Raw genomic sequence first — 14,131 nt, 5'->3', positions numbered from 1 at the left:
ATGGAGCTTCAAACATGGCTGGCGTTTTTTGCCGCCTGCTGGGTGATCAGCCTTTCTCCTGGTGCCGGCGCGATTGCGTCGATGTCCAGCGGTCTGCAATACGGTTTCTGGCGCGGTTACTGGAACGCCCTGGGCCTGCAACTGGGTCTGGCCCTGCAGATTGCCATCGTCGGCGCCGGTGTCGGCGCGATCCTCACCGCTTCGGCCACTGCGTTCCATGCGATCAAATGGTTCGGTGTTGCGTACCTGGTTTATCTGGCGATCAAGCAATGGCGCGCACTGCCGATGGACATGAGCGATGACGCGGCGGTACGCCCGATCGGTCGGCCGATGGCGCTGGTGTTCCGTGGGTTCCTGGTGAACATCAGCAACCCCAAGGCTCTGGTGTTCATGCTGGCGGTGCTGCCACAGTTCATCAATCCTCACGCGCCGTTGCTGATCCAGTACGTGGTGATCGGTGTGACCATGATCTGTGTCGACCTGATCGTCATGGCCGGCTACACCGGGCTGGCGTCGAAGGTGCTGCGTCTGCTGCGCACACCGACCCAGCAGAAGCGCATGAACCGCACGTTTGCCGGGCTGTTCATCGGTGCAGCGGCGTTCATGGCGACGTTGCGCAAAGCCGCCGCGTAAAGCGGGCAGGTATAAAAAAGGCGACCTTTTCAGGTCGCCTTTTTCGTTTTCGGCAGTCGGTCAGTGAAGAATCACCGGCGCCGTATCACGCGGCAGATTGTTGCGCTGCTGCGGTTCGCGCGGTTGCTCGTAACCGTTGCCGCCGAGTTGCATGCTCAGCTGTCCGGCGACGTCTTCGCCCAGCGCTTTCGAGACATCACGCACCACCCGTGGGCGGTTGAGTGAGATCTTGATGTCGCGGTGGTTCACCAGTTTGGTGTCCTGCGCTTCACCCATCGCCGTGAAGGCCGAGGTGATTTCGTAGGTCTTGGTGTTGATCAGGCTGAAATCCGCCACCAGCGTCAGGCCCAGTACGGCTGAATAGCTGTCGGTGTTCGCCAGCTCGTTCATGTCCTGGGTGAAGTCGATGTCAGACACCGTGCCGAACAGCACGTAGTCGGCACCCTTGAAGTTGCCGGCCTTGATCCGCTTGATCACATCATAGATGTCACCCTTGGACGAGGCAGTGTACGGCGTGCCCTGGATCAACTGGAACATGCCGGTGCGCAGGATTTCACCTTTGATGTCGCCGGTGAATTTACGCAGCTCGGCCTGCTCGATGTAACTGGTGTTGGCTTCGAACTCGTCGTAGCTCGAAGAACCGCTGGAGCTGTAGTAGCCCTCGCGGTAATTGTTCTTCGACGAAACGATGTGGATGTATTGCTCCACACGTTCCTGGTACGCCAGATCCGTTACCGCGACTTTCGGGGCCGCTTGCGCGCTGAACGCGCAAGCCAGGGCCATCATGCCAATCCATGCGCGCATCAATTAACGCTCCGTGGTTTTGCGGATCTCTTTCTCGTCCATCCACTCGGCCAGACCGCTTTCAACGTCGATCAGTTGCAGGCTGAATTTGTAGAAGACGTCCTTGTAGTCGCTGCTGCGCTTGACGATCGAGCTGATCGAACCTTCAAGACGGTATTTGGCCGCAATCATGTTGCCGGTCTTGGCCACGGTGTTCTTCTTGTACAGGCCGCTCTGGTTTTGCAGCTTGAGCTGGTCGACCTGACTTTGCATCGCGGTGTTGTCGCTGGCGAAACGGGCGGCGCCAGACTTCATCAGCTGAGTCTTGATGCTGGTGGTGATTTCACGGGTGTCGATGTATTCGCTGGTCTTGTTCTTCACGTCGTAGACCTGCACCACAGGGCGGCCCTGCAGAATGCCGGACTGGGCGAGGGAACGGGTCATCGACTCGGCGATCATCTGCAGGTCGGTCGAACCGAACTCGTTGGTTACGGTTTCAACGGCCTTGGTGTCGCCGTAGCTGATGTTCTTGCTGCCCAGGGTCGGCGAAGTGTTGGCGCAACCGCTGGCCAGCAGGGCGATGACAGCGATGAAGGAAAAGCGTGCAAACATGGGAATGCTCTCTGAATCAGGAATAGGGTGTCGGGCTTAAGGCGTCTTGAGTTCCAGACGGAAATCCACGGCTTTCGGTGTCGGGGCGATGCCCTGAATGAAGCTGGTCTGGGCGCCGTACATCATCTGGCTCTTCCAGACTTCTTCTTCGGCAATCGGGAAACCTTCCGCGCCGAGCCAGGCGAAGCGGTAGTAGAACGTCTTGTTGCTGTTGAGGGTGTTGGTCAACTGCACATTGACGGTCATGAAGCCGTTCTCACGGGCGACGCGCATGGCACCGACCGCGATGTGTTTCTGCGGGCCCATGGCCACGACCTTGCTCGCGGCGCTGCCCGGCTCCGGTGGTGGCGGGGTGGCGCAGCCGCTGGCCAGCAAGGCGAGGGCGGCGACGGCGAAGAGTTTGAAACGCATGCAAAGACTCCGTTCTTAAGGTTGTTTGAGGCTGGCCACAGCAGTGGCGTTGGCGCTCGGGATCACGTGGGCGGCGAGCCCGGCGGCAAACACCTGGTTGCCCACGGCGCGCAGGGTGATCACCTGATAACGCTGATCGACGGTGATCTTGACCACCGAACCACCCACGGCGCTCGGCAGGGTAACCTGATGCTCACCCTTTTTCAGGCGCAGACGCACCACCTGGGTGGTGTCCGGCAAGGTACGCCACGTACGGGTATCGGCACCTTCGAGCACAGCTGAAGAGATACCGACCGCCAGGCCCGCCAGCGGGTTGGTTTCGTTGATCTTCTTCTGCGCCACGCCTTTGGTGATCGCGCGCACCATGGTGCGTACGATGATCCCCGGCATGTCATCGCGCAGGGCGCGGCGGGACATGGCAGTGGTGCTGTTGAGGGCGGTCAGGTTCAGTTGCTGGCCGTCGACACCGATCTGCGCGAACGGCGCGGTCGAGGTGTCAGGCTTGATGATCGGGAACGACAACGGGGTGATCACCACGCTGTTGGAGATCGGTAGCGGCAGCGGGACGCGGATCGAGTCGCGGGCCGGTGCCAGACCGCTTTGCACCACGATCAGGATGTCGCTGTCATCGCTCTTGACCGGTTTGTCCAGGTTGACCAGCGCCTGCTCCAGCAGCGGCGTGTTCGGGCGCAGCTCGGCGGCCTTGCGATAACCCGGTGCGGCCAGGTCTTTTTCGTCCAGGGCTTCGTAGACGAAACCGGCCAGGTAATGGCTGAACGCGCTCTGGTAGCTGTTCTTCAGGCCGACCACTTCCGGGGCGTCGAGGCTGGCGACCGGGTAGCCTTGCAGGTCCTTGTACTGGGTCTTGATGCCTTCTTTCTCGGCTTCCTCTTCGCTCTTGAGGTATTCCTTGTCGCGCAGGTCGGCGATCACGGCTTCACGTTCGTGGGTCTTCTTGATCGCGGTGCGGGCGCCGTCGAAATCGTTGACCGCCAGCAGGTTCAGGGCCATCTGCGTGGTCAGCATGACTTTTTCGTAGTCGTAGCCTTCGTAGCGACGAACCTTGTCGTTGACCAGGAAGCTGCCGAACTGGGCCAGGTATTTGTCGGTGTCGAGCTTGACCGAGTCTTCCCACTTGCCCACTACCTGGTCGGCGCTGGTCCAGGCGTTCTGGCTGCCGGACAGATCACCCTTGGCGCGTAGCAGTTCGCCTTTTTCGAAGTAGTAGAGCAGGTCCTTGTCTGGACCGGTGTTGTTCTTTTCCAGCAGGGTCAGGGCGGCGTCGACGTTGCCGGTGGCCAGTTGCTGGTTGGTCTGGGCCAGTTCGGAATCGTAGTTGCGAAACGCCGAACAGCCGGACAGCAGGGTGACTGCGCCAAGCGCGATCAGAGTGGGAGCGCGGAATGCCATGGGGTACTTCTTCCATGAGTAGCGACAGCCTCGGGTGCGGGTCGGGCTGCTGGGACCGATCGGCAGTGGCGTTGGCCTCCTGCCAATTCCTCATAATCAGAGGAGCTTTAATGCCGCATCGCGATAACGAGGGCGCGGCATTATAGGCAGCCGATGCTGGCTATGTAATAGCTTTTTAATCGCACCGGTTAGTTCTGTGCCACTACTTATCAGGCAGCCCGGCATTGCCGATCGCATTGCCGATATCGCTCAAAAGTCTCAAGTTGACCAATTGATGATCGCGGTCGATCCGCAGGGTGACCGGTGCCGCCCCCGGCACATTGGGGGCGCCGAACTGATGATTGCCCTTTTTCAGCCGCAGCCGTGCCACCAGTGTCTTGTCTGGCAGGGTGCGCCAGGTTCGCGTATCCGCTTCTTCAAAGGGGTCGTGCTCAGTGACGACCAGCGAGGCCTTGGCCGGGTTGCGTTCATTTTCATGGGCCTGGGAAATGGCCGCCATGTTGGCGCGGAACATCGCCCGGGAAATGATCGCCGGCATATCGTCGCGCAACGTGCGAAATGCCATGTCGGTGACGCTGTTGATCGCGGTCAGCGGCCGTTTGCGGCCATCCACCATGATGTGGTCGAACGCCGGTGTGACAGTGTCCGGCACCAGGATGGGAAAGGAGATCGGCGCGGTAATGACCAGGTTTTCATTGAGCCGCACCGGGATCGGCACGCTGACGGAACTGCGAGCCGGGGCCAGACCGCTCTGGACGACGATCAGCACGTCGCTTTCATCATTGTTGGCCGGTGGCTTGTCGAGGTTGCGCAGCGCCTGTTCGAGGAACGGTGTATTCGGGCGCAACTCGATTGCCTGGCGATAGCCCGGAGCCGCCAGACCCCGCTCGCCCAGCGCTTCATAGGTGAAGCCGGCCAGGTAATGGCTGAAGGCACTCTGGTAGCCGTTTTTCAGTTCAATCACCGCCGGCGCATTCAGGGTCTGGACCGGATAGCCCTGCAGATCCTTGTATTGCACGGAGATGCCTTGAGTCTTGGCCTGTTCCTCGAGTTCCTCGTACTGACGTTCCCGTTGACGGGCAATCAGTGTTTCGCGCTCGTGGGTTTTCTTGATGTCGGCCCGGGCGCCGTCGAAATCGCCGACGGCCAGTTGGTTGAGGGCCATCTGCGTGGTCAGCATGACCTTTTCGTAGTCGTAGCCGTCGTAGCGGCTCAACTTGTCGTTGACCAGCATCGTGCCCATTTCATAGGAGAACTGATTGAGCAGCTTCATGGGCGCAGAAGGCACGACCTCTTCACGTTGAAACACCATGCGGTCGGCGCTGCGCCAGGCCGTCTGACTCTGCGGCAAGGCGTTGGCGAAGCTGAGTATCGAGCCCTTTTCGAAGTAATAGAGCAGATCCTTGTCTTCCCAGGGGTTGTGCCATTCCAGCAGATCCAGCGCGCCCTGAAAGTCGCCGCGCATCAACTGGGCATTGGTCTGTTGCATCTCCAGATCGTAATTGCGGTAGGCGGCGCACCCGCTCAGTTGCAGGATCGTGCCGATTAACACCGGGAACAGCAGGCATTGGCGCATGGAGTGCAGCTCGTCCTTGAACAGTGAGGCGGGAGGTGTCGGATTATAGGGGCGGGCGATGGCTATGTGCCGGAGATTGGAGAGAAAGCTTGAGTCAGGCTTCCGCGACGTGAACAATGTGTTACTTCGCATTTCCAATTGAGACCCCTTCATGACTGCCTCGTCCCGATTCCTGGCCTGGCTGGTGTTCCCGTTGTTTGCCCTGAGCAGCTTCAATCTGCTGGCCGAAACCGTGGAAGGCGCGCCGCAAGCGCTGCACCTGCTCGATTACATCAGCGCCGATTACCCGCCAACGGTAGAGGCAGGCAAGGTCATCGACGATGCCGAATACCGTGAACAACTGGAGTTCACCCGCGCGCTGCAAGGCTTGATTGCCGGCATGCCGGCCAAACCGGAGAAGGCTGGTCTGGAGCAAGGCATCGACGCTCTGCTCGCCGCCATCACCGCCAAGCAAGACGGCGCGGACGTCGCCCGTCAGGCCCGGCAACTGGGGGCGAAACTGGCGGTGGCCTATGAAGTCAGCCAGGCTCCGATCATCACCCCGGATCCGACCCGTGGCGCGCCGCTCTATACCCAGCACTGCTCGGTGTGTCATGGCACCAACGGTGCCGGCGATGGCCCTGCGGGTGTCGGCATGGAGCCCGCGCCGGCCAACCTGCGTGATGCGGCGCGCCTGGATCACCTGAGCCTGTACGCGATCTACAACACCCTCGGCCAGGGCGTCGAAGGCACCGACATGCCGGCCTTCGCCGATCAACTGGACGATCGTCAGCGCTGGGATCTGGCGACCTATATCGCTCAGTTCAGCGCCGATCCGGCCACGGCCAAAACCGACAAGACCTACAACATCGCCGACCTCGCCCGTCAGACACCGGCCGAAGTGCAGGCCGCCGAAGGCCCGGCCGCCGCCGCGACCTTCCGCGCACAGCGGGCGCAACCGCCACAGGTCAAGCGAGGGCCGGCGCAGTTGCTCGACTACACCGCCGCGACGCTGGACAAGAGCCTTGCCGCTTACCGCGCCGGCGAGCGTGATCAGGCTTATGACTTGTCCGTTGCCGCGTATCTGGAAGGCTTCGAACTGGTCGAAAGCTCGCTGGATAACGTCGACGCCAACGTGCGCAAGGACACCGAAAAATCCCTGATGGCCTACCGGCAATCGCTGCAGGATGGCTTGTCAGTCGAGCAGGCGGAGCAGCGCCTCGACGCGGCCAAGGCCAAACTCAAGGAATCCGCCGGCCTGCTGGGCAGCGACGGACTGAGCTGGTCGCTGAGTTACATCTCCGGGCTGCTGATTCTGTTGCGTGAAGGGCTGGAAGCGATTCTGGTGCTGGCGGCGATCCTCGCGTTCCTGCGCAATACCGGCCAGCAATCGGCGGTGCGCAGCGTCAACGTCGGCTGGGGCCTGGCGCTGTTGGCCGGTCTCGGCACCTGGGCGCTGGCGGCGTATGTGATCGATGTCAGCGGCTCCCAGCGTGAACTGCTGGAAGGCGCCACGGCGCTATTCGCCAGTGTCATGGTGCTGTGGCTCGGGGTGTGGATGCATGACCGTCGCCACGCAGCAGCCTGGCAGGATTACATCAAGCAGAGCCTGGTCGGTGGCGGTGGTCGATTCGGCTTCGCGATCCTGGCGTTCTTCTCGGTGTACCGCGAGCTGTTCGAAGTGATCCTGTTCTACGAAACCCTGTGGCTGCAGGCCGGTCCTGCCGGGCATAACGCGGTACTGGCCGGTGGTGCGACGGCGCTGGTGCTGCTGTTCGGTCTGGCGTGGGTGATCCTGCGCGGCTCGGCGAAACTGCCGCTGGCACTGTTTTTCAGCATCAACGCGGCGCTGCTCTGCGCGCTGTCGGTGGTGTTTGCCGGTCATGGTGTGAAGGCGTTGCAGGAAGCCGGGATCTTCGGCACGCGTCCGGTGGCGTTCTTCGATTTCGAATGGCTGGGGATTCATGCCGACGCCTACTCGCTGACGGCTCAGGCTGTGGCGATTGCGGCGATCATCGTGCTGTATGGCCGCAGTTGGGTGGCTGAAAAGCGCCGAGTGGCGGCTTGAGATGATGCGCGTATGGATCGATGCCGACGCCTGCCCGAAGATGGCCAAGGAGTTGGTGGTGAAGTTCGCCCTCAAGCGCCGCTTCGAGGTGGTGCTGGTGGCGGGGCAGCCGCAGAGCAAACCGGCGCTGGCCATCGTCAAGCTGATCGTGGTGCCGAGCGGCCCGGATGCGGCGGATGATTATCTGGTGGAACACGCGGTGCCGGGCGAACTGGTGATCTGCAGCGATATCCCGCTGGCCGACCGGCTGGTGAAGAAAGGCGTTGCAGCGCTGGACCCGCGAGGCAAAGAGTTCGACGCGCAGAACATGGGTGAACGGCTGGCGACACGCAACCTGTTCACCGATCTGCGTGAGCAGGGCCAGGTCAGCGGCGGCCCGGCGCCGTTCGGCGACCGGGAGAAGCAGGCGTTCGCCAATGCGCTGGACCGGATCCTGACGCGGCTGTCCCGCGAGGTTTGATCGTCACCCGCAGCACTTGATCGTTCCCACGCAGAGCGTGGGAACGATCGCCGTAGAAGAGGGGTCAGGCGTCGTTTTCGTGGGTCAGTTCAAGCACGCGATCCACCAATTTGTTGATCCCCGAAGCCGCTTCACTGATCGACTGCGCCAGCATGTAGGCCGGGGTGGTCACCAGTTTGCGCGCCTTGTCTTCGATGATGTCGGTCACGGCGCAGTCTTCGTGGGTGGCGCCCATCTTGCTGATCGCCGTGGCGGTGTCGGCATCGTTGCCGATGGTGCAGGTCACGCCCGGGCCGTAGATCTTGGCAGCCAGCGCCGGCGAAATGCACATCAGGCCCACCGGTTTACCCGCTTCGGCAAAGGCCTCGGTCAGCGCCAGTACGTCCGGCTGAACGCAGCAGCCCGCGCCGTCGACGGCGAAATTCGACAGGTTCTTTGCTGCGCCAAAACCGCCGGGCACGATCAGCGCATCAAAGTCATCGACATCGGCTTCACGGACATCCTTGACGTTGCCCCGGGCGATGCGTGCCGATTCCACCAGCACGTTGCGCGACTCGGGCATCTCCTTGCCGGTGAGGTGGTTGATCACATGCAATTGCGCGATGTCCGGGGCGAAGCACTGCACCTGGGCGCCGCGCTGGTCGAGGCGCAGCAGGGTGATGACGCTTTCGTGGATCTCGGCGCCGTCGTACACGCCGCAACCGGACAGGATCACTGCAACTTTTTTGCTCATGGGTTTCTCTCCAGATTCATGGCGCTAAATGTCCACTAATTTGTCGTTCGTTGCCATAGGGTCGAGCCACGGCTACACCTAGGATCTGTGCACACGGATCTCGATCAGGGCGCGTCATGAACTTCATTCTGTATGCGGTGCCGTTTTTCTTCGTATTGATCGTGGCAGAGCTCATCGCCGACCGTTGGCGCGGGGTGAGCAACTATCGCCTGGCCGATGCGGTGAACAGCATCAGCACCGGGGTGTTGTCGACCACCACCGGCCTGCTGACCAAAGGCGTGGGGCTGGTGACCTACGGCTTTGCCCTGGAGCATCTGGCGCTGGTCAGGTTGCCGGCGGACAGTGCCTGGGTGTGGGTCTTCGCTTTTGTCCTCTACGACTTCTGTTACTACTGGCTGCACCGCATGGGCCACGAGCGGAACATTCTCTGGGCGGCTCACTCGGTGCATCACCAGAGTGAGGACTACAACCTTTCCACCGCATTGCGCCAGACCAGCACCGGGTTTCTGCTGGGCTGGATCTTCTACCTGCCGATGGCGGTGCTCGGCGTGCCGTTGCTGGTGTTCGTCAGTGTTGCGGCGCTCAATTTGCTGTACCAGTTCTGGGTTCACACCAAGCACATTCCCAAGCTTGGCTGGTTTGAATGGTGCTTCGTCACACCGTCGAATCATCGGGCCCACCATGCACAGAACGCTCTCTACATGGATCGCAACTACGGCGGGGTGTTCATTATCTGGGATCGCCTGTTCGGTTCGTTCCAGGAAGAGGACGACAACGAGCCGGTGATTTTCGGTGTGACCACTCCGCTGGCGAGCTGGAATCCGCTGTGGGCCAACGTGCAGTTTTACGCGCAGCTGTGGGACGACGCGCGGCGCGCCGGGAGCAAATGGGACAAGCTGCGGATCTGGTTCATGCGCACCGGCTGGCGTCCGGCGGACGTGGCGGCGAAATACCCGATGAGCAAGCCGGACCTGAGCCGGTTCCGCAAATTCGAAGTGTCGCTGGGCGTCCGACAGCAGTGGTACGTGGTGCTGCAATTCGGTGTTTACGTGGCGCTGGGCAGTTATCTGATGAATCTGGAACACAGCCTGTCGACCGGCGCCCTGATTCTGGGCTGGGGCGCGGTGGCATTTGGTTTGTTTGTGTTGGGCGTGGCCCTGGAGAATCGCCCGTGGGCGCTGAGGCTGGAACTGCTGCGGTTGGCGGCGAATTTGCCGCTGGTATGGCTGGCACCGCAGGTCGGGCTATGGCCGACCGGCCCGCAGATGTGGGTCGGCCTGTTCGGTTACAGCCTGCTCAGCGGCGTCGGGCTGTATTGCTGCCGCCAGCGGTTTATTCGGCTGGCGTCTTAGGGTCGGTAGCCTTGGCCAGTTCAGCCTTGTGCCGTTCGGCTTTGGCCAGTTGTTCGGCCTGCTCGTCCTCGTAGACCTTCTTGGCCAGCCGGGCATTCTTGAACCGGCGGCGCAGCCACAGGCCGACACCCAGCACCAGCAGCGCACCGAGTACCCACAGTTCATATTTCTTGATGCTGCCCAGCATGCCTTCGAGCACCGCACCGAAGTGGTATGCGGCCGCAGCGAGGGCGGCGGCCCAGATCGCAGCGCCAATCCCGTTCAGCAGCAGATAGCGTCCCGGCGGGTAGCCCGACAGGCCGATCGCCACCGGCATTACCGTGCGCAGGCCGTAAACGAAGCGGAAGCTCAGGACCCAGATGTCCGGGTGCTTGCGGATATGCTCCAGCGCGCGGTCGCCCATCATTTGCCAGCGCGGTTTGCGCGCCAGCAACTTGCGTCCGTGTTTGCGGCCCAGGAAGTACCACAGCTGATCGCCGGCATAGCTGCCGAAGAACGCCACGACCACCACCAGGTTGATGTCCATGTATCCACGGAACGCGAGGAAGCCCGCGAGCACCAGGATGGTTTCGCCTTCGAAGAACGTGCCGAGAAACAGGGCAAAGTAGCCGAAGTCATGCAGAAATTGTTGGAGCATTGTCTGGGTGCTGGCGAAATGAACGCGCAGCCTAACCCTTCGGACACATTCAGGAAAGTGTCGAAATGTGTCTCGACGTGAACATTTCCTACAACGACAATGGAATGCGACTACCTGCCACAGGGGTGCACATAACTGTAATACGTTGGTCATAATGGCCATCTATAACTGTCACGCTCGCCCGTTTGCGCGGGCTCAGGAGTCTGCCGTGAGCTTTACCCCAGCCAACCGTCTGTTCCCTGCCACCCGCCTGCGTCGCAATCGCCGTGATGATTTTTCCCGGCGACTGGTGCGTGAGAACGTGTTGACGGTCGATGACCTGATCCTGCCGGTGTTCGTGCTCGACGGTGAAAACCGCCGCGAAGCCGTGGCTTCGATGCCAGGTGTCGAGCGCCTGACCATCGACCTGCTGCTTGAAGAAGCCGCCAAATGGGTCGAGCTGGGGATTCCGGCGCTGGCGCTGTTCCCGGTCACGCCACCTGAGCTCAAATCCCTCGATGCCGCCGAAGCCTGGAATCCCGAAGGTATCGCCCAGCGCGCCACCCGCGCCCTGCGTGACCGATTCCCGGAGCTGGGCGTGATCACCGACGTCGCCCTGGATCCGTTCACCACTCACGGTCAGGACGGCATTCTCGACGAAGAAGGCTATGTGCAGAACGACATCACCGTCGATGCACTGGTCAAACAGGCGCTGTCCCACGCCGCCGCCGGCGCCCAAGTGGTTGCCCCGTCGGACATGATGGACGGCCGCATCCAGGCGATCCGTGAGGCGCTGGAGCTGGCCGGTCACGTCAACGTGCGGATCATGGCCTACTCGGCCAAGTACGCCAGCGCCTATTACGGCCCGTTCCGCGATGCCGTGGGTTCGGCCGCGAACCTGGGCAAGGCGAACAAGGCTTCCTACCAGATGGACCCGGCCAACAGCGACGAAGCGCTGCACGAAGTGGGCGCGGACTTGTCTGAAGGCGCGGACATGGTCATGGTCAAACCCGGCATGCCGTACCTGGACATTTTGTTCCGGGTAAAAGATGCCTTCAAAGTGCCGACCTTCGTCTATCAGGTTAGCGGCGAATACGCCATGCACATGGCGGCGATCCAGAATGGCTGGTTGAGCGAAGGCGTGATCCTCGAATCCCTGACCGCCTTTAAACGTGCCGGCGCTGATGGCATCCTGACTTACTTTGCTGTCCGTGCCGCTCAATTGTTACGAGAGCAGAAATAGCCCTCCCAGGAACATTCGATGAATACCGAAGGACTCACTGAAGTTGCCGTAAAAGAAGCTCAACCCGTGGTCGAGCAGATTACCGAAACCCCGCCGGAACTGGAGCCCGCGCCACCCGCGCCGGCAACTGAACCCGCTGCGGCGGCCCCGGCGATCGCGATTCCCGGCCTGGATGACAGCAGCCTGTATATCCACCGGGAATTGTCGCAACTGCAGTTCAACATCCGCGTGCTGGAACAGGCGCTGGACGAGTCCTATCCGTTGCTGGAGCGGCTGAAGTTCCTGCTGATCTTCTCCAGCAACCTCGACGAGTTCTTCGAGATCCGCGTCGCCGGCCTCAAAAAGCAGATCACCTTCGCCCGTGAACAGGCCGGCGCCGACGGCCTGCAACCGCATCAGGCATTGGCGCGGATCAGCGAGCTGGTGCACGGTCATGTAGACCGTCAGTACGCGATCCTCAACGACATCCTGCTGCCGGAGCTGGAAAAACATCAGGTGCGCTTCATCCGTCGCCGCTACTGGACGACCAAGCTCAAGACCTGGGTGCGCCGTTACTTCCGCGACGAGATCGCGCCGATTATCACCCCGATCGGCCTCGACCCGACGCACCCGTTCCCGTTGCTGGTGAACAAGAGCCTGAACTTCATCGTCGAGCTCGAAGGCATCGACGCCTTCGGTCGCGATTCCGGTCTGGCGATCATCCCGGCGCCACGCTTGCTGCCGCGGATCATCAAGGTGCCGGAAGAAGTCGGCGGCCCTGGCGACAACTATGTATTCCTGTCGTCGATGATCCATGCTCACGCCGATGACCTGTTCCAGGGCATGAAGGTAAAAGGCTGCTACCAGTTCCGTCTGACCCGAAACGCTGACCTGGCGCTCGACTCCGAAGATGTTGAAGACCTGGCCCGCGCCCTGCGTGGTGAGTTGTTCTCCCGTCGTTACGGTGATGCCGTGCGCCTGGAAGTCGCCGACACCTGCCCGAAACACCTGTCGGACTACCTGCTCAAGCAGTTCAACCTGAGCGAGACCGAGCTGTATCAGGTCAACGGTCCGGTCAACCTGACGCGTCTGTTCAGCATCACCGGTCTGGACAGTCATCCGGAGCTGCAATACACACCGTTCACGCCGCAGATCCCGAAACTGCTGCAAAACAGCGAGAACATTTTCAGCGTTGTCAGCAAACAGGACATCCTGCTGCTGCACCCGTTCGAGTCGTTCACCCCGGTGGTCGACCTGCTGCGCCAGGCCGCGAAAGACCCGCACGTTCTGGCCGTACGCCAGACCCTGTACCGCTCCGGCGCCAACTCGGAAATCGTCGATGCGCTGGTGGATGCCGCGCGTAACGGCAAGGAAGTGACGGCGGTCATCGAGCTGCGTGCGCGCTTCGACGAAGAATCCAACCTGCAACTGGCCAGCCGTCTGCAAGCGGCCGGTGCGGTGGTGATCTATGGCGTGGTCGGCTTCAAGACCCACGCCAAGATGATGCTGATCCTGCGTCGCGAAGCCGGCGAGATCGTGCGTTACGCGCACCTCGGCACCGGTAACTACCACGCCGGCAACGCCCGTCTGTACACCGACTACAGCCTGCTGACCTCCGACGACGCCTTGTGCGAAGACGTCGGCAAACTGTTCAGCCAGTTGATCGGCATGGGTAAGACGCTGCGCATGAAGAAGCTGCTGCATGCGCCGTTCACCCTGAAGAAGGGCATGCTCGACATGATTCTGCGCGAGACGCAATTCGCGCTCGACGGCAAGCCGGCGCACATCATCGCCAAGTTCAACTCGCTGACCGATCCGAAGATCATCCGCGCGCTGTACAAGGCCAGCCAGTCTGGCGTGCGTATCGATCTGGTGGTGCGCGGCATGTGCTGCCTGCGTCCGGGCATCGCCGGGGTTTCGCACAACATTCACGTGCGCTCGATCATCGGTCGCTTCCTTGAACACACCCGCGTGTTCTACTTCCTCAACGGTGGCGAGGAGCAAATGTTCCTTTCCAGCGCCGACTGGATGGAGCGCAACCTCGACAAGCGCGTCGAGACTTGCTTCCCGGTGGAAGGCAAGAAGCTGCTGACCCGGGTCAAGAAAGAGCTGGAGTTGTACCTGACCGACAACACCCACAGCTGGAGCCTGCAGTCGGACGGCCGCTACATCCGCAACACGCCGACCGGCAACCAGAACCCGCGCAGTGCGCAGGCGACGTTGCTGGAGCGGTTGGGCAGTCCGATTCTGCCGGTCAGCAGCTGACCGCAGGTCTC

Annotated in this window: 13 protein-coding genes; 6 read left to right on the top strand and 7 right to left on the bottom strand. The window is 61.4% G+C overall.

The features are described from left to right. The gene (locus AC07N4_RS16865; protein ID WP_085708946.1) at window positions 1–633 is read left to right on the top strand and encodes a LysE family transporter; all 633 of its coding nucleotides are present in this window, start codon (window positions 1–3) and stop codon (window positions 631–633) included. Window positions 634–693: 60 nt separating this feature from the next. Here the strand turns inward: AC07N4_RS16865 and AC07N4_RS16860 are convergent, their stop codons facing one another. The 5 genes from AC07N4_RS16860 to AC07N4_RS16840 all read right to left on the bottom strand — a co-directional run bounded on the left by AC07N4_RS16860 (window position 694) and on the right by AC07N4_RS16840 (window position 5,425). After that, window positions 694–1,437 carry a penicillin-binding protein activator LpoB gene (locus AC07N4_RS16860; RefSeq protein ID WP_096817370.1) on the bottom strand — a complete coding sequence of 248 codons (744 nt, stop codon included), beginning with the start codon at window positions 1,435–1,437 and terminating at the stop codon, window positions 694–696. A gap of 3 nt (window positions 1,438–1,440) precedes the next feature. Then, on the bottom strand, window positions 1,441–2,028 hold the full coding sequence (gene lpoB, locus AC07N4_RS16855; RefSeq protein WP_096817372.1) for a penicillin-binding protein activator LpoB: 588 nt from the start codon (window positions 2,026–2,028) through the stop codon (window positions 1,441–1,443). A 36-nt stretch (window positions 2,029–2,064) separates the two neighbouring features. Further along, window positions 2,065–2,439, bottom strand: coding sequence for a YcfL family putative periplasmic lipoprotein (locus AC07N4_RS16850; RefSeq protein ID WP_096817374.1), 375 nt, complete (start codon window positions 2,437–2,439; stop codon window positions 2,065–2,067). Between the two features lie 15 nt (window positions 2,440–2,454). Continuing rightward, entirely contained in the window at window positions 2,455–3,849 is a 1,395-nt protein-coding gene (locus tag AC07N4_RS16845; RefSeq protein ID WP_102619623.1) for a COG3014 family protein, read from the bottom strand. A 202-nt stretch (window positions 3,850–4,051) separates the two neighbouring features. Continuing rightward, entirely contained in the window at window positions 4,052–5,425 is a 1,374-nt protein-coding gene (locus AC07N4_RS16840; protein WP_096817378.1) for a COG3014 family protein, read from the bottom strand. Between the two features lie 151 nt (window positions 5,426–5,576). On the opposite strand from AC07N4_RS16840, the gene AC07N4_RS16835 reads away from it, so the two are divergent. After that, on the top strand, window positions 5,577–7,472 hold the full coding sequence (locus AC07N4_RS16835) for an FTR1 family protein (RefSeq protein ID WP_192559267.1): 1,896 nt from the start codon (window positions 5,577–5,579) through the stop codon (window positions 7,470–7,472). A 4-nt stretch (window positions 7,473–7,476) separates the two neighbouring features. After that, window positions 7,477–7,932, top strand: a complete 456-nt coding sequence (locus AC07N4_RS16830; RefSeq protein WP_102619803.1) for a YaiI/YqxD family protein — start codon at window positions 7,477–7,479, stop codon at window positions 7,930–7,932. 64 nt (window positions 7,933–7,996) lie between these two features. Here the strand turns inward: AC07N4_RS16830 and elbB are convergent, their stop codons facing one another. Beyond that, window positions 7,997–8,665 (bottom strand): isoprenoid biosynthesis glyoxalase ElbB, encoded by a 669-nt coding sequence (elbB, locus tag AC07N4_RS16825; RefSeq protein WP_102619626.1) that lies wholly within the window; start codon window positions 8,663–8,665, stop codon window positions 7,997–7,999. Window positions 8,666–8,781: 116 nt separating this feature from the next. On the opposite strand from elbB, the gene AC07N4_RS16820 reads away from it, so the two are divergent. Then, on the top strand, window positions 8,782–10,017 hold the full coding sequence (locus AC07N4_RS16820) for a sterol desaturase family protein (protein ID WP_493065649.1): 1,236 nt from the start codon (window positions 8,782–8,784) through the stop codon (window positions 10,015–10,017). On the opposite strand, the gene AC07N4_RS16815 is transcribed toward AC07N4_RS16820, so the two are convergent. Beyond that, window positions 9,998–10,654: a DedA family protein gene (locus AC07N4_RS16815; protein ID WP_096817385.1), complete on the bottom strand. Its 657-nt coding sequence runs from the start codon at window positions 10,652–10,654 to the stop codon at window positions 9,998–10,000. The two genes, AC07N4_RS16820 and AC07N4_RS16815, sit on opposite strands and share 20 nt — an antisense overlap. A 208-nt stretch (window positions 10,655–10,862) precedes the next feature. Between AC07N4_RS16815 and hemB the strand changes: the two genes are divergently transcribed. Continuing rightward, complete coding sequence (gene hemB, locus AC07N4_RS16810; protein WP_007951836.1) at window positions 10,863–11,876, top strand: porphobilinogen synthase; 1,014 nt, start codon at window positions 10,863–10,865, stop codon at window positions 11,874–11,876. A gap of 18 nt (window positions 11,877–11,894) precedes the next feature. Continuing rightward, window positions 11,895–14,120, top strand: a complete 2,226-nt coding sequence (ppk1, locus tag AC07N4_RS16805; protein ID WP_493065650.1) for a polyphosphate kinase 1 — start codon at window positions 11,895–11,897, stop codon at window positions 14,118–14,120. Window positions 14,121–14,131 lie beyond the last annotated feature (11 nt).

The sequence above is a fragment of the Pseudomonas sp. GW821-FHT09E04 genome (genome assembly GCF_059416185.1).
Note: the sequence above shows the minus strand (reverse complement) of the source record. Positions and strands in the feature narration are given on the sequence as shown.

Excerpts from the sequence above, each read along its gene's own strand:
- AC07N4_RS16860 (WP_096817370.1), bottom strand. The coding sequence starts at position 1,437 with ATGCGCGCATGGATTGGCATGATGGCCCTGGCTTGCGCGTTCAGCGCG.
- AC07N4_RS16850 (WP_096817374.1), bottom strand. The coding sequence starts at position 2,439 with ATGCGTTTCAAACTCTTCGCCGTCGCCGCCCTCGCCTTGCTGGCCAGC.
- AC07N4_RS16820 (WP_493065649.1), top strand. The coding sequence starts at position 8,782 with ATGAACTTCATTCTGTATGCGGTGCCGTTTTTCTTCGTATTGATCGTG.
- elbB (WP_102619626.1), bottom strand. The coding sequence starts at position 8,665 with ATGAGCAAAAAAGTTGCAGTGATCCTGTCCGGTTGCGGCGTGTACGAC.
- AC07N4_RS16840 (WP_096817378.1), bottom strand. The coding sequence starts at position 5,425 with ATGCGCCAATGCCTGCTGTTCCCGGTGTTAATCGGCACGATCCTGCAA.
- AC07N4_RS16845 (WP_102619623.1), bottom strand. The coding sequence starts at position 3,849 with ATGGCATTCCGCGCTCCCACTCTGATCGCGCTTGGCGCAGTCACCCTG.
- AC07N4_RS16835 (WP_192559267.1), top strand. The coding sequence starts at position 5,577 with ATGACTGCCTCGTCCCGATTCCTGGCCTGGCTGGTGTTCCCGTTGTTT.
- ppk1 (WP_493065650.1), top strand. The coding sequence starts at position 11,895 with ATGAATACCGAAGGACTCACTGAAGTTGCCGTAAAAGAAGCTCAACCC.
- AC07N4_RS16815 (WP_096817385.1), bottom strand. The coding sequence starts at position 10,654 with ATGCTCCAACAATTTCTGCATGACTTCGGCTACTTTGCCCTGTTTCTC.
- AC07N4_RS16830 (WP_102619803.1), top strand. The coding sequence starts at position 7,477 with ATGCGCGTATGGATCGATGCCGACGCCTGCCCGAAGATGGCCAAGGAG.
- AC07N4_RS16865 (WP_085708946.1), top strand. The coding sequence starts at position 1 with ATGGAGCTTCAAACATGGCTGGCGTTTTTTGCCGCCTGCTGGGTGATC.
- lpoB (WP_096817372.1), bottom strand. The coding sequence starts at position 2,028 with ATGTTTGCACGCTTTTCCTTCATCGCTGTCATCGCCCTGCTGGCCAGC.